Here is a 22,625-nt window from a genome sequence, read left to right as displayed (position 1 = left end):
GATAAACACTAAGCAATCTTATAAAACAGATACCAGTGCTTTAGCTAATGTATCCACATTGGCTTTGCTGATCCCTGCAATATTCACACGGCTGGAGCCAACAAAATATACACTATGTTGGTCGCGCACAGCTTGTACTTGCTCTGGGGTAATACATAAAAATGAAAACATGCCTTTTTGTTTTTTAACAAATTCAAAATCTTTACTTGAACCGTACTCATTCATTTTGGATACCAGTAAAGAACGAAGATCTTGCATACGACATCGCATTGCTTCAACCTCAGCCATCCATTCATGACGCAAAGTGTCATCATTCAAAATAATATCCACTAACGCACCACCATATGATGGAGGCATTGAGTAGATCCCACGGGCTATGGATTGGATCTGACTTTGAATGGCTTGGCGGATGGTACTGTTTTCAGTGACCATTACCGCAATGCCGACTCGTTCACGGTATAAACCAAAGTTTTTAGAGCATGATGCCGCAATAATCACTTCAGGCAAGTTATTGACTAACAAACGCATGCCGTAGGCATCTTCTTCTAAACCATCACCAAAACCTTGATAAGCGGTATCCACAAAAGGAATAAAGCCGGTCTTTTGTGCGAGTTCTAACACCACTTGCCACTGTTCTTGGGTGAGATCTGCACCAGTGGGGTTGTGACAACAGCCGTGTAATAAGACTACATCGCCTTTTTTAACTTGACCAAGGCACTCGACCATAGCGTCAAAATTGATACTGGCATTGGCTTTATCAAAATAAGGATAGGTTTGAATGGTTAATCCAGCATTACCAATCAGAGGTATGTGATTAGCCCAAGTTGGATCACTGACCCAAACAGTTAGGTTTTCGTCACAACGTTTAATCAATTCTGACAAAATTCTTAAGGCTCCACAGCCACCTGGCGCTTGGACTGCAGCTACTCGGTCAGCTAGCAAGGCAGGGCTGTCTTTGCCTAACATCAACTGCAACATACCATCTATATAACCCTGTACTCCTTGAGGAGTAATATAGGTTTTAGAGTCTTCTTTACCTAAAAGAATGGTTTGTGCTTTGGCCACAGAATCGAGAATAGGCGTGTGGCCTTGTTCGTTTTTATAAACGCCTACGCCTAAGTCAATTTTATTAGGATTAGTGTCGGCTTTAAAAGCCGTAGACAAGCCTAAAATTGGGTCGGCAGGAAGCAGGGGCAATACTTCAAACATGATGTTCCTTAATGGTAAATTGGCAGAATAGGTAATGAGTACACATTATGCCATTGGTACAACAAAATTCGAGTTAAATTAGGAGTAAATTTGAACTAATTTATACTGAAATTAAAGCTCTGGCTTGAAGTGCAGCTAGCAGTGTTATCGTAGGTACGTTCGAACCACTGAACGTTTTGCTGTTTATCAACTTTTAGTACAGTTGAAGAACGGGTGCCATATTCGTCGCCAACAATAAAAATTGACGATAGACGACGTTCCCAGTCAATAGGTATGCCCGTTTGTGGAAGATCTTCGTCAGCAGCTAAACTTTTATCTAGTAATAGTTTAAACAATATATCTGGATTAATATCGTGACCATCTTGACAATACTCCTCTAGTTTAGCCACACCTTTATTAATTTTGGGCCAAGGGCTATTTAGGCTAGCATTGGATAAACCATAATAACCTTCAGTGAGCGGTTGTAGCTGATCCAAATGATTATTATAAACGACTAGTTCATTCCACTTTCCAAACAGCAGGTTGTAGCCGTTGTAGTTCTCTTTACTGCTGCTTAGTATCTGCTGGTAGTCGTTTACAGGTTGTTGCAAATAATGACTAACAAGTTCCCCTCGAGTAATTGCACTACTATTTAGCTTTTGCGGGTCTCGAATATTAGTTAAGGAGGCAATGTATCCTTGTTTATTTATCCCCATCCAAGTGCCACCCGCTTGCAAGTCTTTACCTGCAATAATGCCTTGTTCGCCATCCCAGACATAAGACTGGGATGTTTCTCGGTTGAAGAACTCATCACGATTAGCGGCAATAATTAAGGGGTAATCTTTATGTTGATTAACAGCAACAAACAAAATACACATATAACTCTCTTCGACACACTTAACTAAGCTAAGCGATTATTTAGTTTTTAGCTTATTAACTTGGGTAAACAAGTCGTTGGCGTTTTCAATAAATTCATCTGTTTGTATTGCAGACGTTATATTGTAAGTGGGTGGCAATAGTATGGGGTTGTAGCTTGGCCTAGAACTAAATTCATCTTTGTTTAAAAATCCCAATGTATAAATAGGCGCCAGTATGATGAAGGTCATAGAACAAGCAATAATATTGCGCCTACTATTAGTCTGATGAAATGCAATAAATAGACTTAACCAGATAAATCCACCAATAACGGAGGCAAATATGAGCAGCTCTATCCATGTAAACCATGGTCCTGGGTGGATGTTAAAGATGGCAATTTTCTGGAATAAAATCAACGCATTGGCAAGTAGAACGACTAACCAAGTTAGACTCAACTGGCTAACGATATGACTCTCTTTTTTAACCACTTTGGCTAAGATGGCAAAGCTCAAAGGCCATAAACTAAAAACCGCCAATTGCCCTAACTCAGACGGAAGTGCTTTGATTAAATTAAACTCTTGCACGCTACCTAAGTATTTTGAGAGTAATAAAAAGCTCAAACACACTAAGGACAAACAAATGGCTAAAAAACTTTGATTTAGCCAGCTAAGATTTTCTTCTAATTCGCTTAAAGGAATGGCCTCAGCTAAGGGCACTTTTGTATCTATGATCCTTAGGCGTGTGCGACCAATTTTTATGATGTCATGAGAGTTAAGGGTCGCTTGCCTGACGAATTTATTGTTCACTTTGATGCCATTAGTTGACTGGCAATCATTGACTATTAATTTGCCAGATTCTGGATCTATGGCTACCAACATGTGACTGGGACAGACGTAAGGGTCGTCTAAACGTAAGTCATTGTTAAAATCCCGCCCGACGCACACATAATCTTGTTCAAATTTATAATGTTTAAGTGGGATGTTTTTCCGAGAGAGCAGTTCTAAAACTATTGCCATGCTATTGCGTCCATAAATTTCTGAGTGAATACCAAAGCAGACTCTTTGCTTACGCCAGCCAATGTATAATGGCTGATCAAGCCTTGTTGGCTATGATCTAGTGTGGCTGCAACAAAAAGTACATCATAGAGTTGGTCGAACTCTTTGTATGCCCTTAAGCAAAAAACGGTTTTATTGGTCACGCCGTTGATGTTGGTCACTTTATCTTGCTGACAACGGAAGTTGGTAACATCGGTTTTGGTCGCGTTGTTGCCTGCACCAGCCCCGGTAATACTTTGTGAATAAAAATTATAAAAGCGATGTTCACTCAAGGATTTACCGTCTAACCATTCAAACTCTAGTTCAAGCCCGCCGGTGCGTAAGCCATTGTGCAAATATATTTGTTCATCTAACTGACAACGATTTTCTACTGATAAATATAATGCTTCTTTATCACTGGTATTCGAGCCTCCCCAGCATGATATAAAGTCGGTTATCTTAGACGGAACCATGGCTTCACCTAATTCACTGGTCTGCCAATGATGGTTATCTAATAAGGAAAATAGTTTATTTTGATTGGCTAATAGTTGTTCTTGAATACGAGGTTTTAACTGTTCATTTTCTAACACCGCAGCATTTTGACTAGATAACAGCCCCTTAATCTTCGCCAAAGGAATAAGGAAACCAATTTGATTACCTGCTGTTGCTACATTGACACCCATCACTTCACCAAGCTCATTGACTACGGGGCCACCACTCATTCCTGGGTTTATCGAACCGGTAAAGTGAATACGTTGATAAAAGCTATTTTTCTTTAATCCATTAAATGTACCAGGCACTACTATCATGCCTAAGTCATGTGGGTTACCGAGAGAATAAATAGCGCTGCCTTGCACGGGTAGAGATAAAGCAATAGGAAAAGCACTTTCTTGTTCCGATAGCGCCACCTTTCTGATTAAAGCTAAGTCATTGACTACGTCTACGTCTACAAGTTGGAGTTGTCCTTCGGAGCCGTCATGAGCAAGATATTCGATTCTGTATTTATCAGGGTTATACACATATTCTGATACCACATGGTAATTTGTCACCAAATTACCTAAAGCATCAATTTGAAATCCGGATCCAATAGATGATTTATTACCTGACTCTAATTCTATTATTTTGATTTGATACAGTGCGTTTCGATATTGTCCAAATAAGTTTTGGGCAGTTTGTTGACTATGTGCAAGTGCGCAAAACATAGACAACACAAAAAGTAAAATTCTCAAGATTTGTGTTCCAATGATAATTAAAATTAGCGGGGCCACTTTGGCGGGATTATCAAAATTAGCCTATCAGTTAACATTCTGTTTGCACTCGACAAAATAGAATACATGAGAGACCATTCATCTAGTTTAAATTGCACAAGCCAAGAATGAAATGCTTGATAGAGTAAATACTCCATTTCTTTGTGAACAAATCCCCAGAATAGGTAATAAATTTAGCCAATGGCTGGGCACAACTGTATTAAAGTTGATGGGATGGCGTTACAGCGGTACTTTTCCTTGTTGTTCAAAGATGATTTTAGCGATTGCGCCGCATACCTCTAACTGGGATTTTGTAGTGGGGATCGCTGTTGCGTTTAACTTGCGCCTAAAAATTTCATTTTTCGGTAAACACAGTCTTTTCATTCCTCCTTTTGGTCGTCTTTTACGGCGTTGGGGTGGAATACCTATTGAGCGCAGTACAAAACATGGTGTGGTTGATGACATGGCTGATAGGTTGCGTGAAGCTGAAACTATGGTCCTATGTCTTGCACCAGAGGGCACGCGCAGTCCGGTTTCTCCATGGAGGACTGGTTTTCTACATATAGCCCACAAAGCGAATGTACCAGTGTTTTTGGTAACCTTTGATTATAAGAAAAAACTTATCGAGTTTGGACCCTTGCACAATATAAGCGACAATACCCAGCATGAACTCAATAGGATTTATCTGCACTATAAAAAAGCGCTAGGTAAATACCCTGAAAATATGATCACTAACGTTGTTCCCCCTCTGGAGAAAGAGATTGAAAAGTAAAGGTTTTACTAGCCGTTTGGTGCATGCAGACAGGTTATTGAATACACCTGAAAGTGGTGCGGTACATCAAGCTACTAATAATTCGGTGTTGTTTGAATATAAAGATGCCCAAGAATTGGTAGATGTTTTTCAGGGTAAAAAAGCAGGACATGTATATTCTCGCTCATCTTCAGGCTCCAACGTTGCACTGCAAAATATTCTTACTCATTTAGAAGGTGGGCTAGGGGCAATTACTTTTGCATCAGGCATGGCAGCCATAACTGCAACTATGTTCAGTTTATTTAAAGCGGGCGATCATCTAATAGTTAGTCATTTTTTGTTTGGTAATACCCGTAGTTTTACCGAAACCATGCAATCTCTGGGGATCGAGCTAAGTTTTGTCGATGTGACTGATGTTCAAAATGTTAAAGCGGCATTTAAAACTAATACTAAAGCCGTTTATTTAGAAACTATTGCTAACCCTGTTACTCAGGTGGCTGATTTGCGGGCTATTGGTCAATTATGTGAGTCCAAAAAAACGCTGTTTCTAATCGACAATACTATGACGCCGGCTAATATTTTTGATGCTAATTCGGTTTTGGCATCATTGACCATTAGTTCTTTAACTAAATATATCGCTGGGCATGGCAATGTCTTAGGTGGTGCGGTTGTGGATACTGGGTTGTTCGATTGGAGTAGTTTCGAGAATATTTTGCCTATGTACCGCGGTCCAGATAAAGCGCAATGGGGGCTTACTCAAATACGTAAACGAGGCCTAAGAGATATGGGCGGGACTTTATCGGCAGATTCAGCTCACGCGATTTCAATTGGCTTAGAAACCTTAGTGTTGCGTACTGATAAAGTATGTGAAAACGCATTGCGTTTGGCTTCCTATCTACATTCACATAATAAAGTTTCGGCGGTGTATTATCCAGGCTTAGCTGGCCATCCTCAGCACTATTTAGCCAGAGAACATTTTAATGGTTATGGCGGAATATTGAGTTTAGATTTAGCTGATGATATCGACCCCATTCAATTTTTAAACGCATTAAATTTAGTGATCTGCGCCACACATTTAGGTGATACCCGGACCTTAGCCTTGCCTGTTGCCTCTACCATATATTTTGAATGTAGCGCACAGCAAAGACAAGACATGGGAGTGAGTGACAATATGATCAGAATGTCGATTGGTATTGAAGATATAGACGATATAGTCGCTGATTTTGAACAGGCATTTGCGCAGTTTTAAAGCAGCTTCGAGTTGATAGCTTCGAGCTAAAGTAGAGATAAATTAAAAAGTCAAAAAAGGGTATTATTTACAATAAATAACACCCTTTTTTGATTGACACTAAATCAGAGTCTGAAAAATAATTTTGCGTAGCTCGTAGCTCGTAGCTCGTAGCTCGTAGCTCGTAGCTCGTAGCTCGTAGCTCGTAGCTCGTAGCTCGTAGCTCGTAGCTCGTGTCTTAGACTAGTTCATAACTAGTCGTGATCTCAACATTTCCAGCCAACATCAACATTACTGAACAATATTTCTCAGAAGATAATTGCACGGCTCTGGCGACATTTTTTTCAGATAAACCTTCACCTTTGACAATGTAATGAGCATGGATGGCAGTAAAAAAGCGTGGTGCTTCCTCTGCTCTTGTGGCATCAAGTTGACAAATACAATCATCAACCTGTTTTCTGGATTTTTTAAGGATATCGACCACGTCGATAGACGAACAGGCACCAACAGACAGCAACACTGACTCCATTGGAGACATAGTTTCACCATTACCGTCTAAATCAAGGGTATGGCCAGTATCTGTTTTACAAGTGAATCGTAGGTTTTCTTGCCAACTAACTGTTGCTTTCATAGTTTTCTACTTCTTAACCAATGTTATTTTTGTTTTGTCTAACAAGATACGTTTTTGCCTAAACAAGGAACCAATTGCTTTTTTGTACACATTTTTACTGACATTAAAACGTTTCGAAATCTCATCTGCCGAACTTTTATCGGTTAATGTGGATAAGCCATCGTGGGCAATAAGATCTTCGATTATTTGTTCTTCTAAGGTGTTGCGAGCGGTAGGATCATGAAACTGAAAACACAAATCAATTTTGCCATCTTCGCGAATACGCTTGATATAACCTTTTACTGAGTGCCCCACTTTAATTGGATGAAATACTTCATCTCTAAATAGTAAGCCAAGGTGTGAGCCATTGATAATGGCCTTGTAACCCATATCTGTCTGCGCACATATCAGCAATTCAACTTCTTGCTTTGGCTCGAAGGTGCCGCCTTCTTCACTCGACTCTTCATACAAAAAATCTTTGAGCTTGGTTGATGCGGCAAGTCGGCCGGTTTCTTCATCACAAAATACATAGACCACATAAGATACCCCTTCAGACATAGGGTAATCTTGTTCATTAAATGGCACCAATAAATCTTTCTCTAATCCCCAATCTAAAAATACACCGACCTTAGTGACACTGACGACTTTTAAATACGCACAATGGTCGACAAACACCTTGGGACGTTTGATGGTGGCGATAAGACGATCATCACTATCATGATAAATAAATGCATTCACCATATCGCCTAACTTGCAGCCCAAGGGCGCATTTTTAGTAGGTAGTAGAATTTGACCTTTATCGCCTGCGTCTAGATAGAATCCAAAGGGCACTTCATTGACGACTTCTAAGGTATTGAACTTTCCAACTTGCGACATATTTTACTGTTTATCTGTAACGAAATTCTACGCATATTGTAACTGACCAATACGGTAAGAAATATAAAAACTATTTGTTTTTTTGTTAAGTAGATAAATTTATTCATGGCATAATTAGGCGACTAATTATTCCTCCTTCACTTGGTACTATATGGCAGACAATCACAATATTGTTTTTTTAAACGGGCAATTTATGCCTATTTCTGAAGCTAAAATATCACCAATGGATCGTGGATTCTTATTTGGTGACGGTATTTATGAAGTTGTACCGTCTTATAAGGGTAAATTAGTGGGCTTTGGTTTACATATTCAGCGTATGCAAGATGGCATGAATGCTATTGGTATTAAGTTAAATAAAAGTGTTGATGATTGGCGTGACATAGCACAAAGCCTAATTGAACAAAACGGCAAGGGTAACTTAGGGTTATATTTCCATGTAAGTCGTGGCGCTGATATTAAAAGATTTCATGCATATCCCGACGATATTGAAGCTACAGTGTTTGCCTATGCTTTTGAGATACCTGAGGCCACAGTTGCAGATAAAACCCTTGTTAAACAATTTAAAGTGGCCAGTACTCAAGATCTACGTTGGAAACGTTGCCAAATCAAATCGACGTCTTTGTTAGGCAATGTTATGCATTTTCAACAAGGGCACGACGCGGGAGTGCATGAAACCATTTTATACAATCAGCACAACGAATTGACCGAAGCCAGTGCTTGTAATGTGTTTATTGTTAAAAACGAAGTGGTGATCACCCCACCTTTGGATAACCAGTTATTACCTGGTATTACCCGTCACATGTTATTAGATATTTTGCGTAAAGATGGCACATTACAAGTAGAAGAAAGAGTTATCAGTATGAACGAAGTGCGTGCAGCCGATGAGTTGTGGATAACCAGTTCAAGTAAAGATATTGCACCTGTAGTTGAGCTAGATGGGAAACCTGTAGGCAATGGTAAAGTTGGCGATATTTGGCAACTTGCACAAACCTTGTATTCAGCGAACAAACACAATTATTAAACACACTCTTAGTGCAATAAAAGTGCAATAAATGGAATGTAAAAAGCCGTATGTCTCGACCTGCTAAAATTATTATCGACTTAGCGGCTATTCAAGCTAATTGCCGTTTAGCACAAACCCTGGCTCCTCATTCTAAAACGATCGCCGTGGTTAAGGCCGATGCTTATGGACATGGGGCGGTTGAGGTGGCCAAAGCATTAGAAGCACAAATCGAAATGTTCGCAGTGTCCTGTCTTGAAGAAGCCTTAGTATTAAGAGAAAACGCTTTGAGCAAACCGATCTTGTTGCTCGAAGGATGTTTTGATAAATCGGAATTAGAAATTGCGGCCGACAACCAATTTGAACTGGTTGTGCATAATGGTTTGCAATTAGAGCAACTGCTGGATACTAGATTCGAAACACCGCTCAATATTTGGTTGAAAATTGATACTGGTATGCACAGATTAGGTGTCTCGCTTCAACAATTTGAATCTATATATGCAAGGTTGTCTGCATCTGAAAACGTTAAAAATATTGTTTTAATGACACACTTTGCACATGCCGATGATGTTGGGGGAGCCTACACCCTTATGCAAATTGGTCGATTAGAAAAATGTATGCAGCCCATTGTTGCTGATGCCAGCAAAAAAGTGCAATTGAGTCTGGCCAATTCCGCTGCATTATTAGCTTGGCCTCAAACCAGAGTAGAGTGGAATCGGCCTGGGATCATGTTGTACGGGTTAAGTCCCTTCGATGAAGTTATCGATCAGGCCAAACAACTTATCCCAGCCATGAACTTTGAATCACAAGTGATAGCCTTAAGGGATATTTCGGTAGGTGAGTCTGTGGGATATGGATGCAATTGGACTGCGAAGCGACAGTCTATTATCGCCACTATTGCTGTAGGTTATGGTGATGGTTATCCGCGCAGCGCAAAATCAGGTACACCGGTACTCATTAATGGGCATCGCGCTCCTCTGGTGGGCAGAGTATCGATGGATCTTATCTCGGTAGACGTGACGGATTTACAAAATGTGCATATTGGCGATCCCGCCATATTATGGGGTAAAGACCTTTCCGCAAATGAGGTTGCTAGTTGGGCCGACAGCATAGGGTACGAATTGGTCACACGTATGCCGAAACGTGCTGCTATAACTTTTCTGAATTAAATAACTAGATGCAAAAAATGCGGAATGGGTTAAACAATGGTCATGAAAACGGTGTTTGATGAAAGTTGGCAGCAATGGATACGCACAAATGTAGACGCTGGTCAGGATAAAGACGGCATATTTAAAATACTGTTGGATGAGGGCTACGATTATCAAGCTATTAAACAGCAGATGAATTATGAACCCTCTATCCCTGTCGTATTATTGCAAAATCCCTTTAAAATTGCCGAACAGAAAACTCGTCAACAGAGGATACAAAGTCAAAACCAGTCTTTGTCTAAGCTTTTTATACCTGGTGCTAAAAGCTTCGGAACCGCTGATATTGAGTTATATAGTGTTGAGGATTTTTTACTACCGCAAGAATGCCAAGCACTAATAGAGTTAATTGAGCAGGCCAAGCAACCGTCCACTATTACCAGTGAAAACCCTGACCAGCAATTTAGGACTAGCAGTACCTGTCATCTGGGCAATATGCAAGATCCTGTAATCCGTAAAATTGACCTGCAAATATGCCAATATCTTGGTATAGATCCTAGTTATTCAGAAGTGATACAAGGCCAGCACTACCAGCTTGGTCAACAATTCAAGCCACATACCGACTACTTTGAACCCTATGAATTGGCACATTATGGCGGTATTCAGGGGCAGCGCACTTACACTTTTATGATTTACCTTAATGAAGTAGAACAAGGGGGAGACACAGTGTTCCCAGAATTAGCAATTGGATTTAAAGCTAAGAAGGGCATGGCAGTGATCTGGAACAACATTAATCCAGATGGCAGCGTGAATTATCAGACTCTTCATCAAGGAATGCCCGTACAAAAGGGAGAAAAGCTAATAATTACTAAATGGTTTAGACAACACAGTCTAGAGCAGTCTTCTGGGCCAATGCTGTGCAAAGAAATTAATGAATATGTACCAGCATATAACAAAGTCGGGTTTGTCAAAGAACGACTTCCTGACTGGTTGTTTAAGCAAATAGTCGAATTCTATAAACTCAATAAAGCCCTTCAAGTCGATGAACATATACCCGGTGATTTTGTTTATAACATTAATCAGGGCCAAAAAAGTAGCAGTTTAATCGAACTTCCCGAACATCTCAGAGAAACGCTACATGACACTCTTAAACCCATGATGGAAGCTTGGTGTGGTAAGACTCTTGAACCCACTTTTGTTTATGGGATCAGGGTATATAAAAATCAGGCCATGCTGAAACTTCATAGAGACCGCTACCAGACGCATATTATTAGTGCCATCATTAATGTCGCTCAGGATGTTAATCAGGATTGGCCATTATTGATAGATGACAATTATTACCGTCAACATCAGGTCAATTTACAACCAGGTGAAATGCTTTTTTATGAGAGCGCCCGATTAAAACACGGTCGTCCCTTGCCCCTAGATGGCCGTTGTTATGCAAATATATTTTGCCATTTTAAGCCCTTGGATTATCAGCCTGAATTATTAAAAAAATTATAAAAAAAACATCAATTTAACCTAACTTTACTAAGTGTAATGCTCTAAATAGTAGAGATTTATATTAAACAAGTATTATCACACTCGTTCTTACAGCCAACTGATATCCTATAAGCGCTTTACCCTTCACAAATTTCGAAGTTAGCAAAGTACTAGTGTGTAGTTTTTGGAATTTTTTGGCTGTATAAATTAAAATGGAAAAACCTACGAAGTGAGCGTTACATCCACTACTCGAATATTTTTATTTGGCACTTATGGACCAAATGAAAGTTCGCCAAGCTTTGTTTATTATTGCCATTATTAAGCAGTACTTTAATAAGTCAGCATTAAATTCAGATCAAAATTGTGAATTCGAGTAAAGGATATTGATAAGTTAAGGAAATTAATTTTCTTTTAAATGTCCTAATATTTGCGTCATCATTGCTTCGGGAGGTAGGCCCATTTGTTTTTGTACAACACCTGTCTCATCCTGATAAAAGGTGGCAGGAGTTGCAGAGGCTCCCATTACCATCATGATTTGATGATTTTCCATCAATTTTCTTTTTATGTCAGTTGAGTGTTCAAGCAAAGGTTTAAGGTTAGGAAGCGAGTTTGCTACTTGATGCTCAGCCAATGCTACGGATGGTTTTTCTGCAGCTAAAATTGCGGCCGCTTTCTGCTGGCTGTCAGCTCTTAAAATACCCACTAAAATATGACGGATCTGCACTTGACCAGAATCAACCCAAGGTCTTGCATTTTGCCAGAACTTACTGCAATAGGGACAGTTTGGATCGGTAAAGGTGTAAACTATGCGCTTTGCCGCAGGTGAACCATCCAAAACCCAGTGACTGGTTTCTAGCTGTTTCCAGTCTTTGATACTTTTAGGCCCACTCATGTAGTCCTGTATTGCTTGCTCACCTAAGTTATTGCCTTGTGTGTCTAGCATAGCGCCGGTAAACATATATTTATCATCGGAGGTCACATAAAGGGTTATTACCTGCCCGCGAAAGTCGGCAATATATCCCTGCATACCAGCTGGCGCATCGAATTGCTCGACGACTTCCCCGCCTTGCTGTATGAGTAAGTTAAGTGGTTCAGGTAGTGCACTCTTTTGGGCGGACGCCCAGGGAGCAATGGTTAAAAAAGTAACTAGGATAATAAATTTCATGGATTTACCTTTTGTGGATTGTCATTTTTGTTAAGTAACTGCAGATAATGGGCAAGACTAGCGTTTGACAACTCTCCCATATGACTGTCTACCAGTTTTCCAGTAGCGTCAAAGAATAAGGTGGTAGGTAGACCTGCGGCCCCTGATGCACGGCTTAACTGGCTGGCAGGATCATAAAAAACATTTTTTATCTCCAGATCTTGAGAAGTGAAAAACCTTTTGGCCGTCATAGGATCTTCTCCCTGATTAACAAACAAAAATGTCACTGACGAGTGTTGTTTCTGCGCAGCTTCCATTACTGGCATTTCTTTGCGACAAGGTGGGCACCAGGTCGCCCAGTAATTAATGACTAAAGGTTTTCCCTGAAAAGTTTGTAGGTTGATTAACTCACCTGCGCTGTCGCGAACAGGGATTTCAGGGATAGAAATGTCAGAACTGTAATAGTTCGCGGTATAATGCAAGGGTACAACCACACAAAAAGTCACAAAGCTGGCGCTCAAATAAACTCTGGTAAAAGCTCGTTTTCCACGAGACAAAACTATTAATACTAAAACGCCAATCATCCAGCCGTAATAAGGAATAAATCCGCCATCTCTAAGGTTAAAAATCTGCCACATATTTTCTTGGTACTCAGACCAAAGCCGTATAACAAATGTCACTCTGGCGGCGATAAATCCTATTATGATTGCACTTATAAAGCCGTCTTTTATTTTGGCACTTTCTTCATTTTTTCGAGAAAACCAGTGAGTCATAACCAAGAACACTCCTATGGCCACTATGGTAATCAGCATAGATATAGCCAATGCGAATGATCCGATTGAAATACTTAACATAAGGTTTTTATTGTCCGCTATTTGTGACTCACCAATATAGAATGAAGTAGTAAGATTAAGCGAATATTAAGACCCATCATTTTTCGTTTTAAATTTACTAATGGCCTATATTTACTTGTCCAGATTGAGTATCTCACTGTATCCTCTGAGTCAAATTGAATGTTCTAAGTGAGATGTAAGTTTGCATATTTTGTTAGTTGAAGATGATGCAGTAATTGCAGATGCAGTAGTGACATATATAACCACTCAAGGCATGGCAATTGAACACGTTTGCTCACTCAGCTCAGCAGACACTTTTTTACAATCAAGTCATTTTGATCTGTGTATTCTTGACCTCAACCTACCTGATGGAGATGGCATACACTGGCTTACTCGGCAACGTCGTCAGGGTCATGCCTTACCCGTTTTAATTCTAAGCGCCAGAGACGGCATTGATGACAAAGTGGCTGGATTAAGAAATGGTGCTGATGATTACCTGTTGAAACCTTTTGATCTTCGCGAATTATTGGCAAGGCTAATAAGCCTGCAGCGGAGGGCTACAAACAGGTTGTCAAACCTAATAGAGCACGGTGGACTCAGTTATGATGTTAACCAACGCTGTGCTGTGTTAAATGGCCTCTCCTTATCACTCTCTCGCAGTGAGGATTTGTTATTAGCCACCTTTTTGAATAATCCGCAACGTATACTCACTGAAAATCAATTAAAAGATGTGTTATATGGCGTCTCAGATGATGTAGCAAGCAACGCGTTAAATGTGCATATCTTTAATTTACGTAAAAAGCTAGGAAGCAAAGCCATTGAAACAGTGCGCGGTTTTGGTTTCAGATTAGGTCAGATTGCAGTGACTTCATTATGAGTTTACGTTTACGACTGACCTTATTAATAGCCTCGGTTTTTCTCGGTTTATGGTTAATATCAAGCTTTTGGTTAATTACAGGCTTGCGCAGCGAGTTAGACATGGCTTTGGATCAGCGCTTGCAGTCCACTGCCGCTATGTTAAGTAATATTCTAGCGACTGTTCCTAAGAACGAATTAGGACAAATTATTCCGTCTATTCTGCAAGGAAACGAGTTAGGCAATGCCAAAGGTTTATCCTGTCAAATTAGCTCATTACACGGAACTGTCATAGCCAGTAGCAATACTCACTCACTGCCGATAAATACAGCTCTGAGCGACGGTTTCGGTTTTTTAAGTTCAGAATATGGTCAATGGCGAACTTATACCCTTAAAACCAACAATATCGTTATTACTATTGCAGATAAAATCAGTGAAAGAGAATCCCTTGGCTTTAGACTGTTAGAAAGTACTATTATCCCACCTGCCATTGCACTTTTAGCATCTTTGTCCTTGCTCTGGGTAGCTATTGGCAGAGGCTTGTTACCTATTAGAAAGCTTGCTGTCGCAGTGGAGAAACGCGGCAGTACTGACTTATCGCCTGTACAGTTGGATAAACCATCTCAAGAACTACAACCACTGATCACTAGCCAGAATGCTTTAATGGCGCGTTTGTCTGAAGGAATGAAGCGAGAACAGCAATTTACTAATAACGCAGCCCACGAACTGAGAACACCATTAGCAGGCATTTTAGCGCAAATTCAACTGGCAGAACTGTCGGCTAGCGAAGCACGAGAAAAAGCGTTGTCACAAGCAAAGGCCAGTGCCCAACGGCTAAATTCTGTCTTAGAAAATTTACTTGCTTTGGCCCGTTTAGAATCAGAAAAGGAGGTAGCTCCTGTTATTTCTTGGACATTAAACTCGCTAATTGATCAAGTCCAACGTGAGTTTGTGAGTGAAAAACATCGAATAATCTATAACATTATTGACGAGCATGTCATCACTTTTATCACCCAACCGCTGCTAGCCATAGTGTGTAGAAACCTACTGGAGAACGCCTTAAAATATAGCCCGGTTAAAACTGAAATAATATTCTTGGCTGAATCTACCACTGAGGGAATTACAGTTTCGGTCAGAAACGCGGGTAATGTTTGCCAAGCAGATATTCCTCACTTAACTTCTCGATTCTGGCGCAAAGGGGAAAGACAAGGTGCTGGCTTAGGTCTGTCCATCCTTGACGCAATTGCAATAAAATATAAAGGAACTTTAGTACTAAAAAATACAGATTCTAGTTTTCTTGTGACTTTTGCGCTGCCAATCTATAAAGATTAATTTAACACTCAGCCACCAACACTGCTCTAAGCGGGGCAGGGTAACCTTCAATAGTTTTGCTGTGATCATTAGGATCAAGAAAATCAACTAAGGATTGCGTGTCCATCCATTCGGTGGCTCTTTGTTCTTCTAATGAAGTGGGCGCCACATCCACTACTCGAATATTTTTAAAGCCCACTTTTTGCATCCAAACAGTTAACGCGGCAGTACTAGGTATATACCAAACATTGCGCATTTGTGCATAACGTTCACCGGGCATAAAGACGGTTTGTTCGTCACCTTCTACTACTAGAGTTTCAAGCACCAATTCACCACCTTTGCGTAGTTGATTTTTTAACTGATACAAAAATTCTATTGGGCTGCGTCTGTGATACAACACTCCCATTGAAAACACTGTATCAAAAGCTTTGAGTTCAGGTAATTGTTCCACACCTACTGGCAATAAGTGAATACGTGGGTCAGGGTTGAAGTGTTTTATGGCTTGAAATTGCATCAGAAATAGTTGCGAAGGATCTGCCCCTACTACCATTTTTGCGTTTTCGCCAAGCATGCGCCACATATGATAACCACTGCCACAGCCTACATCTAAAACATAGCGATCTTTAAGAGGCTGAATATGCGGTTGTACTCTGTCCCATTTCCAGTCGGAGCGCCATTCGGTATCTAAGTGAATGCCATGCAGATGGAAGGGCCCTTTGCGCCAAGGCATAAATTGTTTGAGTAAACCGACTATTTGCTTTTGGGTATATTCATTGATTTCACTCCCATCGCCAAAGGCGACTTTATCTTGCAAATTAATAGAGTTTGTTGGGATCTCAGGCAATTTATTAAGCAATTTCACCCATTTATTAAAATCACCATGTAGTTGCTCTTTTTGCCAAGTGGCGATTTGTGCAGGCAATACTTCTAACCAATGACTTAAAGGTGAATCAGCGATAGCTTTGTAAAAATTATTAAACCAATTAACAGCCAAGTGGCCTCCTATTAACGCAGCTACGAGTAAAAGCAGCTACTAGCAGATAGCTTCGAGCTAAAAGCAGAGTAAAAAATAAAAGCCAACAAACGGGATTATTTACAATAAATGACACCATTTTTGATTGACAGTAAATGCAATGTGAAAAAATATTTTGCGTAGCTCGTAGCTCGTAGCTCGTAGCTCGTAGCTCGTAGCTCGTAGCTCGTAGCTCTTAACCCTTTATCGCTACCATTGATGCAAAGTTAAAACAGGTAAACCAGCGCACTACATCTGTAAAACCAACTTGTTCTAAGCGATCTTTATGTTGTTCAAAGGTTTCAGTGCGCATTACATCTTCTAAGGCAGTACGCTTTTGGCTTATTTCAAGTTCGCTATAACCGTTTCTGCGTTTAAATTCATGATGTAAGTCGATCACTAAATCATTACCTTGCTCTGTGTCATGACTGAGCTTTTCAGATAATAACAAAACCCCACCTGAATTTAATCCGGCATATATTTTATGCATAATATCCATTCGTTGTTCTGGTGGGATAAATTGCAGAGTAAAGTTCATCACCACACATGATGCATTTTTAATCTCAATATTTTGAATATCATCACAAACAACACTAATAGGTGTGGCCGCTTTATAGGCTTGCACATGTAATTCACAACGTTGTGCCATGGCAGGTGAGTTATCGATTGCTAAAATTTGGCAGTTTTTAGTTTTTATATATTTGCTAGCGGCTAAACTGGCAGCCCCTAATGAACAACCTAAGTCGTATATATTGCTTTGTGGTTGTGCATATCGAGCGCAAATCTGACCTATAGTATCAACAATGGTGCTGTACCCAGGGACTGAACGTTGGATCATGTCGGGAAAAACTTCCGCTACCGATTGGTCAAAGCAAAACTCCCCCACTTGTTGCGGCTGAGAATAAATGGTGTCTTTACCTTGTTGCATGATGGCGTTTTGACCTCAATAGAAATATCGCGCAATTCTACCTGTGCAATCTAATCCAAGCAATTTCCTTTCTTGCCAGACGTCATGATCACCAATGATCTTTTATATATTTTGTAAATTGCGGTGCTCATGGCAAAAAATGACTAGTCAGATAAAAGGATTCTGCAAAAAGAGATTGCGTTAAATGATAGCGTCAGTGAACCATTGAATGAATAAGGGCATAAAAGTGAATTTTACCTTCATTAATTAAGACTAAAGTATTAGTCTTAATTAATGAAGAATATAAATTTAAAACAGGGTTATGGAAATTGGCAAAGTTTTTAATAGCAGATGATCACCCACTTTATAGGGAAGCGTTAATATTAGCACTGGGGACATTGTTCGAGAATGTCGATATTATTCAATCTGATGGCTTAGATTCTACATTAGAGGCTTTGCAGCAGCATTCAGATTTTGATTTAGTCTTGTTAGATTTGAATATGCCAGGGTGTGATAATTTTTACGGCTTGATCCGTATCTCCCAAGATTTCCCACTGGTACCTGTAGCCGTAGTCTCTGCAAGTGACTCAGTGGACGTGGTATCTAAAGTCATGAGCCTAGGCGCCAAGGGGTTTATTCCTAAAGCAACTGCGACTCATATCATCGCTGTTGCATTGAAACAAATTATGGATGGCAATAATTGGTTACCGGAAGGTATGCAAATCGATATTGAACACAATACGCCTGTTATCGATATTGCAAAACTAGTGGGTGAATTAACTCCTAAACAATTCCAAGTATTAAAACTATTGCAAAATGGTTTGCTTAACAAACAGATTGCTTTCGACTTAAATATAACTGAAGCGACAGTCAAAGCTCACATCAGTGCAATTTTCAGAAGACTTAACGTTCATACGCGTACTCAAGCAGTATTACTTCTGACTCATTTAGATATTGCTGAATAGTTAGCGGTGATAAACCCCAATTTTCCTTTAACTGATTTGCATCGACATCTTGATGGTAATATTCGAACATCAACCATTTGGCAACTAGCTCAAGAATTTTCAATCCCATTAGAGCAGCAAAGCCTAGAAGAGCTTCTCCAAGCCACACAAGTCCAAGTTAAAACCACTGACCTTTTGGCTTTTTTGCAGAAAATGGAACTAGGTGTTTCCGTGTTAGCCTCAGAACAAGCTTGTTATCAAGTTGCTTATGAAAATGTTGAAGATGCTAAGATAGCAGGGCTGACTTATGCAGAATTACGCTTCTCGCCAGTGTTTATGGCAAAGGCGCATAATTTACCTATTGAGCTAGTAGTTGATGCTGTGATTGCTGGCTGCAAAGCAGGTAGTCAAACCTATGCTATCCCCATCAACCTTATAGGCATACTAAGTCGTAGTTTTGGTGAGGCAACTTGCCATCAAGAATTACAAGCATTGCTCAAAGCTAAAGACGATATAGTGGCCCTAGACTTAGCTGGTGATGAAAAAGGCTTTCCTGCCATTCGGTTTAAAGAGCATTTTAAGTTGGCCAGAGATGTTGGATGGAACATTACCGTACACGCCGGTGAAGCAGACGGTCCACAGAGTATTTGGCAAGCTATTGAAGAATTAGGCGCAACGCGTATTGGTCATGGCGTCGCAGCGCGTGAAGACCATAGATTAATGGATTTTATGGCCAATAATGGCATTAGTATTGAGTGTTGTTTAACCTCCAATTTTCAAACCGGCGCTTGTACTGATATAGCCGAACATCCTATTAAAAAATTTATTGAAAAAGGCATAGTGGTGACTTTAAACACCGATGATCCGGGTGTGTCGGGGATTGAGATTGCTGATGAATATAAGTTAGCGAGGGAGATTGTGGGGTTGTCTACTGAGCAGCTTGCTCAGATACAATTGAATGGGGTTGAGGTGGCGTTTGTGGAGGATAGTTTTAAGGCGGGGTTGTTAGAACAACGTTATTGATTCAACAACTTAGGAGGTTTTATATTGATAAGGTTATTTTGGAGAGAGTATTTATCAAAAATATTAGGACGTTCCGAATTTACAAAAATTACGACTATATTCTTTATCTTTGCTTTATCAGGATGTGTTGTGATGCCTGAAATTGATGATGCTAAAAATTATCAATGTGGTTTATCAACTGATAAAAAAACGTTGAAAGTTGTTAATCTAATGGACGGTGATACTAGTTTTTATAAGTGGAATGATGAGGTTTCGTCGATTATAACTATGCCAACTTCTGCCGTTATATCAGGTGTATATGTAGCAGTGAATAATATTTATCACTTTGGTGAGAAGCAGATAAAATGCATAAGCAAAAACTAACATACAATTTAAGGGACTATAAACAGCGGTCTGTTTGCTCCGCTCGTTTTTAGTTCTCTATTTTCAAACCGCCATTTCTGGATTATATGCTCTTTACCTATAGGCCATAGAAGGAAATTCGATGACTGACCACTTTGGTACTTGTCTATGTGGCACCGCGAAATTTCAAGTACAAGGGGAGTTCGAGAGCTTTTATCTGTGTCATTGTCAGCGTTGCCGAGTACTCAGATCGCAGTTTTGCTCGTCATTCCCGTAGGGGGTGGACACTGGAGTCTCTATGTTGCCCACTGCCCACATATTTACATCTAGCAAAGCTGATTGGGACGGAGAATTAGGCAAATTGCCAAAGTTCAAAGAGCTGCCAGATTGAACTTAGTATCAAATTTAAATTCTCTAGTTAGGTTTATGTTGGGAAGGTTATTCATATTCAAAAGCTTGGGGATGAAGGCAGAATGTCTGCAGCATTATCCGTATCCGTATCCGTTTCTGAAAAATTTATTGGTAATCCATTTGATATTGAAGAGGTGATTACTGGTACTTCAAATTGCAGCGCATGGTTTTCACAAAACCAAACTTATTTAGTTTTTGAAAATGAAAAAGGATATGTAAGCATGTGCAGCATGATAGAACTTGATTATGTACCGAAATTGGAAGGGAATTTGAAAGCTTTGCGAACGCGAAGTATATTCGGAATATAACAAAAATGTCATGGTGAGAGTTTTACTCGCTGTAAAATCGCTCCTAAAATCCTCATATTTGAATCGATATATTTAATAAGGAATTCAGCATGCGTGAACAAAATATAGTTTATTCTTTAGCATGGTTTCAGCCCAATGAGTGGAGCCGTCTGAAAGAAGTGGTAGATGATCCGTCATCACTTGATGACACATACGAAGAATGGCGCGCTAACGCTGAAAAAGCCATTAGTAAATATAGAGCTAATGGACAAACAGTCCAAAAAATATCTATCAAAATTAGTGAGCTGCTAATTTGGTGTGGATCAAAAGGTTATAAACCTGATAGTGAAGCTAGAGCTGAATACACAGCATCATTAGCAAAGGAAAGAAATAAGTAAAATATAATGAATCAAGGGGTCGGAAAGCCACTTGTTGGCTACATCAGAACGTTTGTGGTTTCCGTAGCTTGGGGCATTATGCTGACTAAGTTTGGAGTATAAATGGAACTATTAAATCATTTCATTTTGATGGCAGATTATAACCATAGAATGAACATCCAATTTTCTGACGTAATTGATAAGTTGGGGAATGAAATTATTAACGAAGATTTAGGAGCGTATTTCACATCTATAATGGGGACGCTTAATCATATATTAGTTGGCGATATTATTTGGTTATCAAGGTTTTCTACACATTCACATAATTATATCATGCTTAAAAGTGTACTTGAGCTACCTAAACCTAAGGGGCTCAACGATATACTTTTTCCAGAATTTAGCTCATTTAAAGTAGCCCGTGAAAAAGTAGATTTATTATTATCTAATTGGCTTAAGAATGAAGCGAATTTAAAGGACTTCACTATAAATTTAGAATACTCAAATACCAAAGGTATTATTAGTAGTCGTAATTTTGGTGAGTTACTTTGTCATTTATTTAATCACCAAACACATCATCGAGGACAATTATCTACTTTGTTAAATCAGCAAGGTTTTGATGTAGGTGTGACTGATTTCTTGTTAGAGATCCCAGATGTATCAGCATAATTGGGTAGCCTGAGGTTCTCTCCACCCCAATCAATAGACTGCCATGTTGCTGCCATAGATTTCCACAATACAATACCTACTTTGATCATGGATAGTCTAATGCAAATTAGGCCATAAAAATGCAAAAATACCTGCGGTCACCGCTGCATAAATCATGGCATCAATTAAATATCGAATACAGTTTGACCAAGGTTGGCCCATCCAAATGCTTAAAGGGATTTGAGCCCAACCGTAAGTTAGGAACCCGGCAACGAAGACCTGTCTGAATACCATTATAAAATCTGCATTTGTAGTAATAGAAAGTGTCGCCAAATAGCCGATAAAGAAAGACCCAAAGACAAAAAATAGTATCTGCTGCAATAAAAGTTCCCCCATTGGTGGCATTCCGTTGGGCATAATAGTGATCATCGCAACTGGACCGTCGTTAAACTTTTTTTGCATGGTTTCTTCGCCCATTGCCTTCATATCACGACAGTATGGCAAGGTATAAAGTGCAGGGGTAGGGGATTTGTCGGCCAGAGCAGAGGATACTGCTTCTTCATTAGCAAACCCTCTATAATCGGCATTGTGATATTTAATCAGCATGTGGATCAACGCACTCGCGACCCAAGATAATAATCCTGCCAGCAAAATTGCTAGCCATAATTCAGACATTGAAACAGACATAACTAACTCACGAAATTACTCATTTAGTATAAAAAAGTAGACGACAATCCAGTGCTATTCAAATAATACCAATGAGTGTAAAGAATTAGCCTCTCAGAAAGCCCCAGCCGATTTTGGGTAAGGCGACGCTACGAAGGCATGGCAACTCCATTTCAGGTAACGAGAATACAGCACAAGACCCGCCAAATTGATTTTTAACTCTCTTATTATGGCGCTCGCATTCGGATGTTGAATTGGGGCATCGCTTTCTAACTTAATAAGCCGACCGTTCATCTCAAAGCAACTCTAGGGGAGAAACTAATTACAAGCTATTGTCTCAGACAGATTCGGTGGCTGAGGCTTAAGTGCCAGACTGGCTGGCTGTGATGGGGTTAGCGAGTAGTGGAACTGGGAAGGTTAACTTAAAAGTGGTGTGATCGATTTTATTTACT

At 39.8% G+C, this 22,625-nt stretch carries 25 protein-coding genes; 14 read left to right on the top strand and 11 right to left on the bottom strand.

Annotation, left to right across the window (positions count from 1 at the left end):
- Positions 1–18: 18 nt before the first annotated feature.
- The 4 genes from GARC_RS15510 to GARC_RS15495 all read right to left on the bottom strand — a co-directional run bounded on the left by GARC_RS15510 (position 19) and on the right by GARC_RS15495 (position 4,306).
- Entirely contained in the window at positions 19–1,209 is a 1,191-nt protein-coding gene (locus GARC_RS15510; RefSeq protein ID WP_007621828.1) for an amino acid aminotransferase, read from the bottom strand.
- A gap of 95 nt (positions 1,210–1,304) precedes the next feature.
- Positions 1,305–2,066 (bottom strand): NRDE family protein, encoded by a 762-nt coding sequence (locus GARC_RS15505; protein WP_007621826.1) that lies wholly within the window; start codon positions 2,064–2,066, stop codon positions 1,305–1,307.
- Positions 2,067–2,102: 36 nt separating this feature from the next.
- On the bottom strand, positions 2,103–3,059 hold the full coding sequence (locus tag GARC_RS15500; protein ID WP_007621824.1) for an FHA domain-containing protein: 957 nt from the start codon (positions 3,057–3,059) through the stop codon (positions 2,103–2,105).
- Positions 3,050–4,306 carry a S1 family peptidase gene (locus tag GARC_RS15495; protein ID WP_007621822.1) on the bottom strand — a complete coding sequence of 419 codons (1,257 nt, stop codon included), beginning with the start codon at positions 4,304–4,306 and terminating at the stop codon, positions 3,050–3,052. The genes GARC_RS15500 and GARC_RS15495 overlap by 10 nt, the downstream gene beginning before the upstream one ends.
- A gap of 151 nt (positions 4,307–4,457) precedes the next feature.
- Between GARC_RS15495 and GARC_RS15490 the strand changes: the two genes are divergently transcribed.
- Together GARC_RS15490 and GARC_RS15485 are read left to right on the top strand one after the other, a co-directional pair.
- On the top strand, positions 4,458–5,096 hold the full coding sequence (locus GARC_RS15490) for a 1-acyl-sn-glycerol-3-phosphate acyltransferase (RefSeq protein ID WP_007621819.1): 639 nt from the start codon (positions 4,458–4,460) through the stop codon (positions 5,094–5,096).
- Complete coding sequence (locus tag GARC_RS15485) at positions 5,086–6,324, top strand: cystathionine gamma-synthase family protein (RefSeq protein ID WP_007621817.1); 1,239 nt, start codon at positions 5,086–5,088, stop codon at positions 6,322–6,324. The genes GARC_RS15490 and GARC_RS15485 overlap by 11 nt, the downstream gene beginning before the upstream one ends.
- Before the next feature lie 217 nt (positions 6,325–6,541).
- On the opposite strand, the gene GARC_RS15480 is transcribed toward GARC_RS15485, so the two are convergent.
- Positions 6,542–6,934 (bottom strand): OsmC family protein, encoded by a 393-nt coding sequence (locus tag GARC_RS15480; RefSeq protein WP_007621816.1) that lies wholly within the window; start codon positions 6,932–6,934, stop codon positions 6,542–6,544.
- A 6-nt stretch (positions 6,935–6,940) separates the two neighbouring features.
- Positions 6,941–7,789: a CvfB family protein gene (locus GARC_RS15475; RefSeq protein ID WP_007621809.1), complete on the bottom strand. Its 849-nt coding sequence runs from the start codon at positions 7,787–7,789 to the stop codon at positions 6,941–6,943.
- 151 nt (positions 7,790–7,940) lie between these two features.
- On the opposite strand from GARC_RS15475, the gene GARC_RS15470 reads away from it, so the two are divergent.
- Genes GARC_RS15470 through GARC_RS26005 form a run of 3 tightly spaced genes read left to right on the top strand, consistent with a single transcriptional unit; the run spans position 7,941 to position 11,437 of the window.
- Complete coding sequence (locus GARC_RS15470; protein WP_007621807.1) at positions 7,941–8,810, top strand: aminotransferase class IV; 870 nt, start codon at positions 7,941–7,943, stop codon at positions 8,808–8,810.
- A gap of 50 nt (positions 8,811–8,860) precedes the next feature.
- Positions 8,861–9,958, top strand: a complete 1,098-nt coding sequence (gene alr, locus GARC_RS15465; RefSeq protein WP_007621804.1) for an alanine racemase — start codon at positions 8,861–8,863, stop codon at positions 9,956–9,958.
- Between the two features lie 36 nt (positions 9,959–9,994).
- Positions 9,995–11,437, top strand: a complete 1,443-nt coding sequence (locus GARC_RS26005; protein ID WP_007621802.1) for a prolyl hydroxylase family protein — start codon at positions 9,995–9,997, stop codon at positions 11,435–11,437.
- Between the two features lie 379 nt (positions 11,438–11,816).
- Here the strand turns inward: GARC_RS26005 and dsbG are convergent, their stop codons facing one another.
- Both dsbG and GARC_RS15450 read right to left on the bottom strand, forming a co-directional pair.
- Positions 11,817–12,581, bottom strand: coding sequence for a thiol:disulfide interchange protein DsbG (gene dsbG / locus GARC_RS15455; protein ID WP_007621799.1), 765 nt, complete (start codon positions 12,579–12,581; stop codon positions 11,817–11,819).
- A complete protein-coding gene (locus GARC_RS15450) occupies positions 12,578–13,414 on the bottom strand; it encodes a TlpA disulfide reductase family protein (RefSeq protein WP_039989819.1) in 837 nt (278 codons plus the stop codon). Before GARC_RS15450 ends, dsbG begins: the two co-directional genes overlap by 4 nt.
- Before the next feature lie 181 nt (positions 13,415–13,595).
- On the opposite strand from GARC_RS15450, the gene GARC_RS15445 reads away from it, so the two are divergent.
- Together GARC_RS15445 and GARC_RS15440 are read left to right on the top strand one after the other, a co-directional pair.
- Entirely contained in the window at positions 13,596–14,270 is a 675-nt protein-coding gene (locus GARC_RS15445; RefSeq protein WP_007621795.1) for a response regulator, read from the top strand.
- Positions 14,267–15,580 carry a histidine kinase dimerization/phospho-acceptor domain-containing protein gene (locus GARC_RS15440; RefSeq protein ID WP_007621792.1) on the top strand — a complete coding sequence of 438 codons (1,314 nt, stop codon included), beginning with the start codon at positions 14,267–14,269 and terminating at the stop codon, positions 15,578–15,580. The genes GARC_RS15445 and GARC_RS15440 overlap by 4 nt, the downstream gene beginning before the upstream one ends.
- A 1-nt stretch (position 15,581) precedes the next feature.
- On the opposite strand, the gene cmoB is transcribed toward GARC_RS15440, so the two are convergent.
- Positions 15,582–16,553 (bottom strand): tRNA 5-methoxyuridine(34)/uridine 5-oxyacetic acid(34) synthase CmoB, encoded by a 972-nt coding sequence (gene cmoB, locus GARC_RS15435; RefSeq protein WP_007621790.1) that lies wholly within the window; start codon positions 16,551–16,553, stop codon positions 15,582–15,584.
- A 214-nt stretch (positions 16,554–16,767) separates the two neighbouring features.
- On the bottom strand, positions 16,768–17,499 hold the full coding sequence (cmoA, locus tag GARC_RS15430) for a carboxy-S-adenosyl-L-methionine synthase CmoA (protein ID WP_007621789.1): 732 nt from the start codon (positions 17,497–17,499) through the stop codon (positions 16,768–16,770).
- A gap of 308 nt (positions 17,500–17,807) precedes the next feature.
- Between cmoA and GARC_RS15425 the strand changes: the two genes are divergently transcribed.
- The 7 genes from GARC_RS15425 to GARC_RS15400 all read left to right on the top strand — a co-directional run bounded on the left by GARC_RS15425 (position 17,808) and on the right by GARC_RS15400 (position 21,528).
- On the top strand, positions 17,808–18,443 hold the full coding sequence (locus GARC_RS15425) for a LuxR C-terminal-related transcriptional regulator (protein ID WP_007621788.1): 636 nt from the start codon (positions 17,808–17,810) through the stop codon (positions 18,441–18,443).
- Between the two features lie 6 nt (positions 18,444–18,449).
- Positions 18,450–19,445, top strand: a complete 996-nt coding sequence (gene add, locus GARC_RS15420; RefSeq protein ID WP_007621787.1) for an adenosine deaminase — start codon at positions 18,450–18,452, stop codon at positions 19,443–19,445.
- A gap of 24 nt (positions 19,446–19,469) precedes the next feature.
- A complete protein-coding gene (locus GARC_RS15415; protein WP_226989175.1) occupies positions 19,470–19,808 on the top strand; it encodes a hypothetical protein in 339 nt (112 codons plus the stop codon).
- 121 nt (positions 19,809–19,929) lie between these two features.
- Positions 19,930–20,064 (top strand): GFA family protein, encoded by a 135-nt coding sequence (locus tag GARC_RS27825; RefSeq protein WP_456095261.1) that lies wholly within the window; start codon positions 19,930–19,932, stop codon positions 20,062–20,064.
- Between the two features lie 196 nt (positions 20,065–20,260).
- Positions 20,261–20,506, top strand: a complete 246-nt coding sequence (locus tag GARC_RS15410; RefSeq protein ID WP_007621784.1) for a hypothetical protein — start codon at positions 20,261–20,263, stop codon at positions 20,504–20,506.
- 89 nt (positions 20,507–20,595) lie between these two features.
- Entirely contained in the window at positions 20,596–20,883 is a 288-nt protein-coding gene (locus GARC_RS15405; protein WP_007621783.1) for a hypothetical protein, read from the top strand.
- Positions 20,884–20,985: 102 nt separating this feature from the next.
- Entirely contained in the window at positions 20,986–21,528 is a 543-nt protein-coding gene (locus tag GARC_RS15400; RefSeq protein ID WP_007621782.1) for a DinB family protein, read from the top strand.
- 96 nt (positions 21,529–21,624) lie between these two features.
- On the opposite strand, the gene GARC_RS15395 is transcribed toward GARC_RS15400, so the two are convergent.
- Positions 21,625–22,194 (bottom strand): hypothetical protein, encoded by a 570-nt coding sequence (locus tag GARC_RS15395; protein ID WP_007621781.1) that lies wholly within the window; start codon positions 22,192–22,194, stop codon positions 21,625–21,627.
- Between the last annotated feature and the right edge of the window lie 431 nt (positions 22,195–22,625).

The sequence above is a fragment of the Paraglaciecola arctica BSs20135 genome (assembly GCF_000314995.1).
In the GTDB taxonomy this organism is placed as follows: domain Bacteria; phylum Pseudomonadota; class Gammaproteobacteria; order Enterobacterales; family Alteromonadaceae; genus Paraglaciecola; species Paraglaciecola arctica.
The sequence above is the reverse complement of the archived record's forward strand: the minus strand, read 5'-3'. Positions and strand labels throughout refer to the sequence as shown.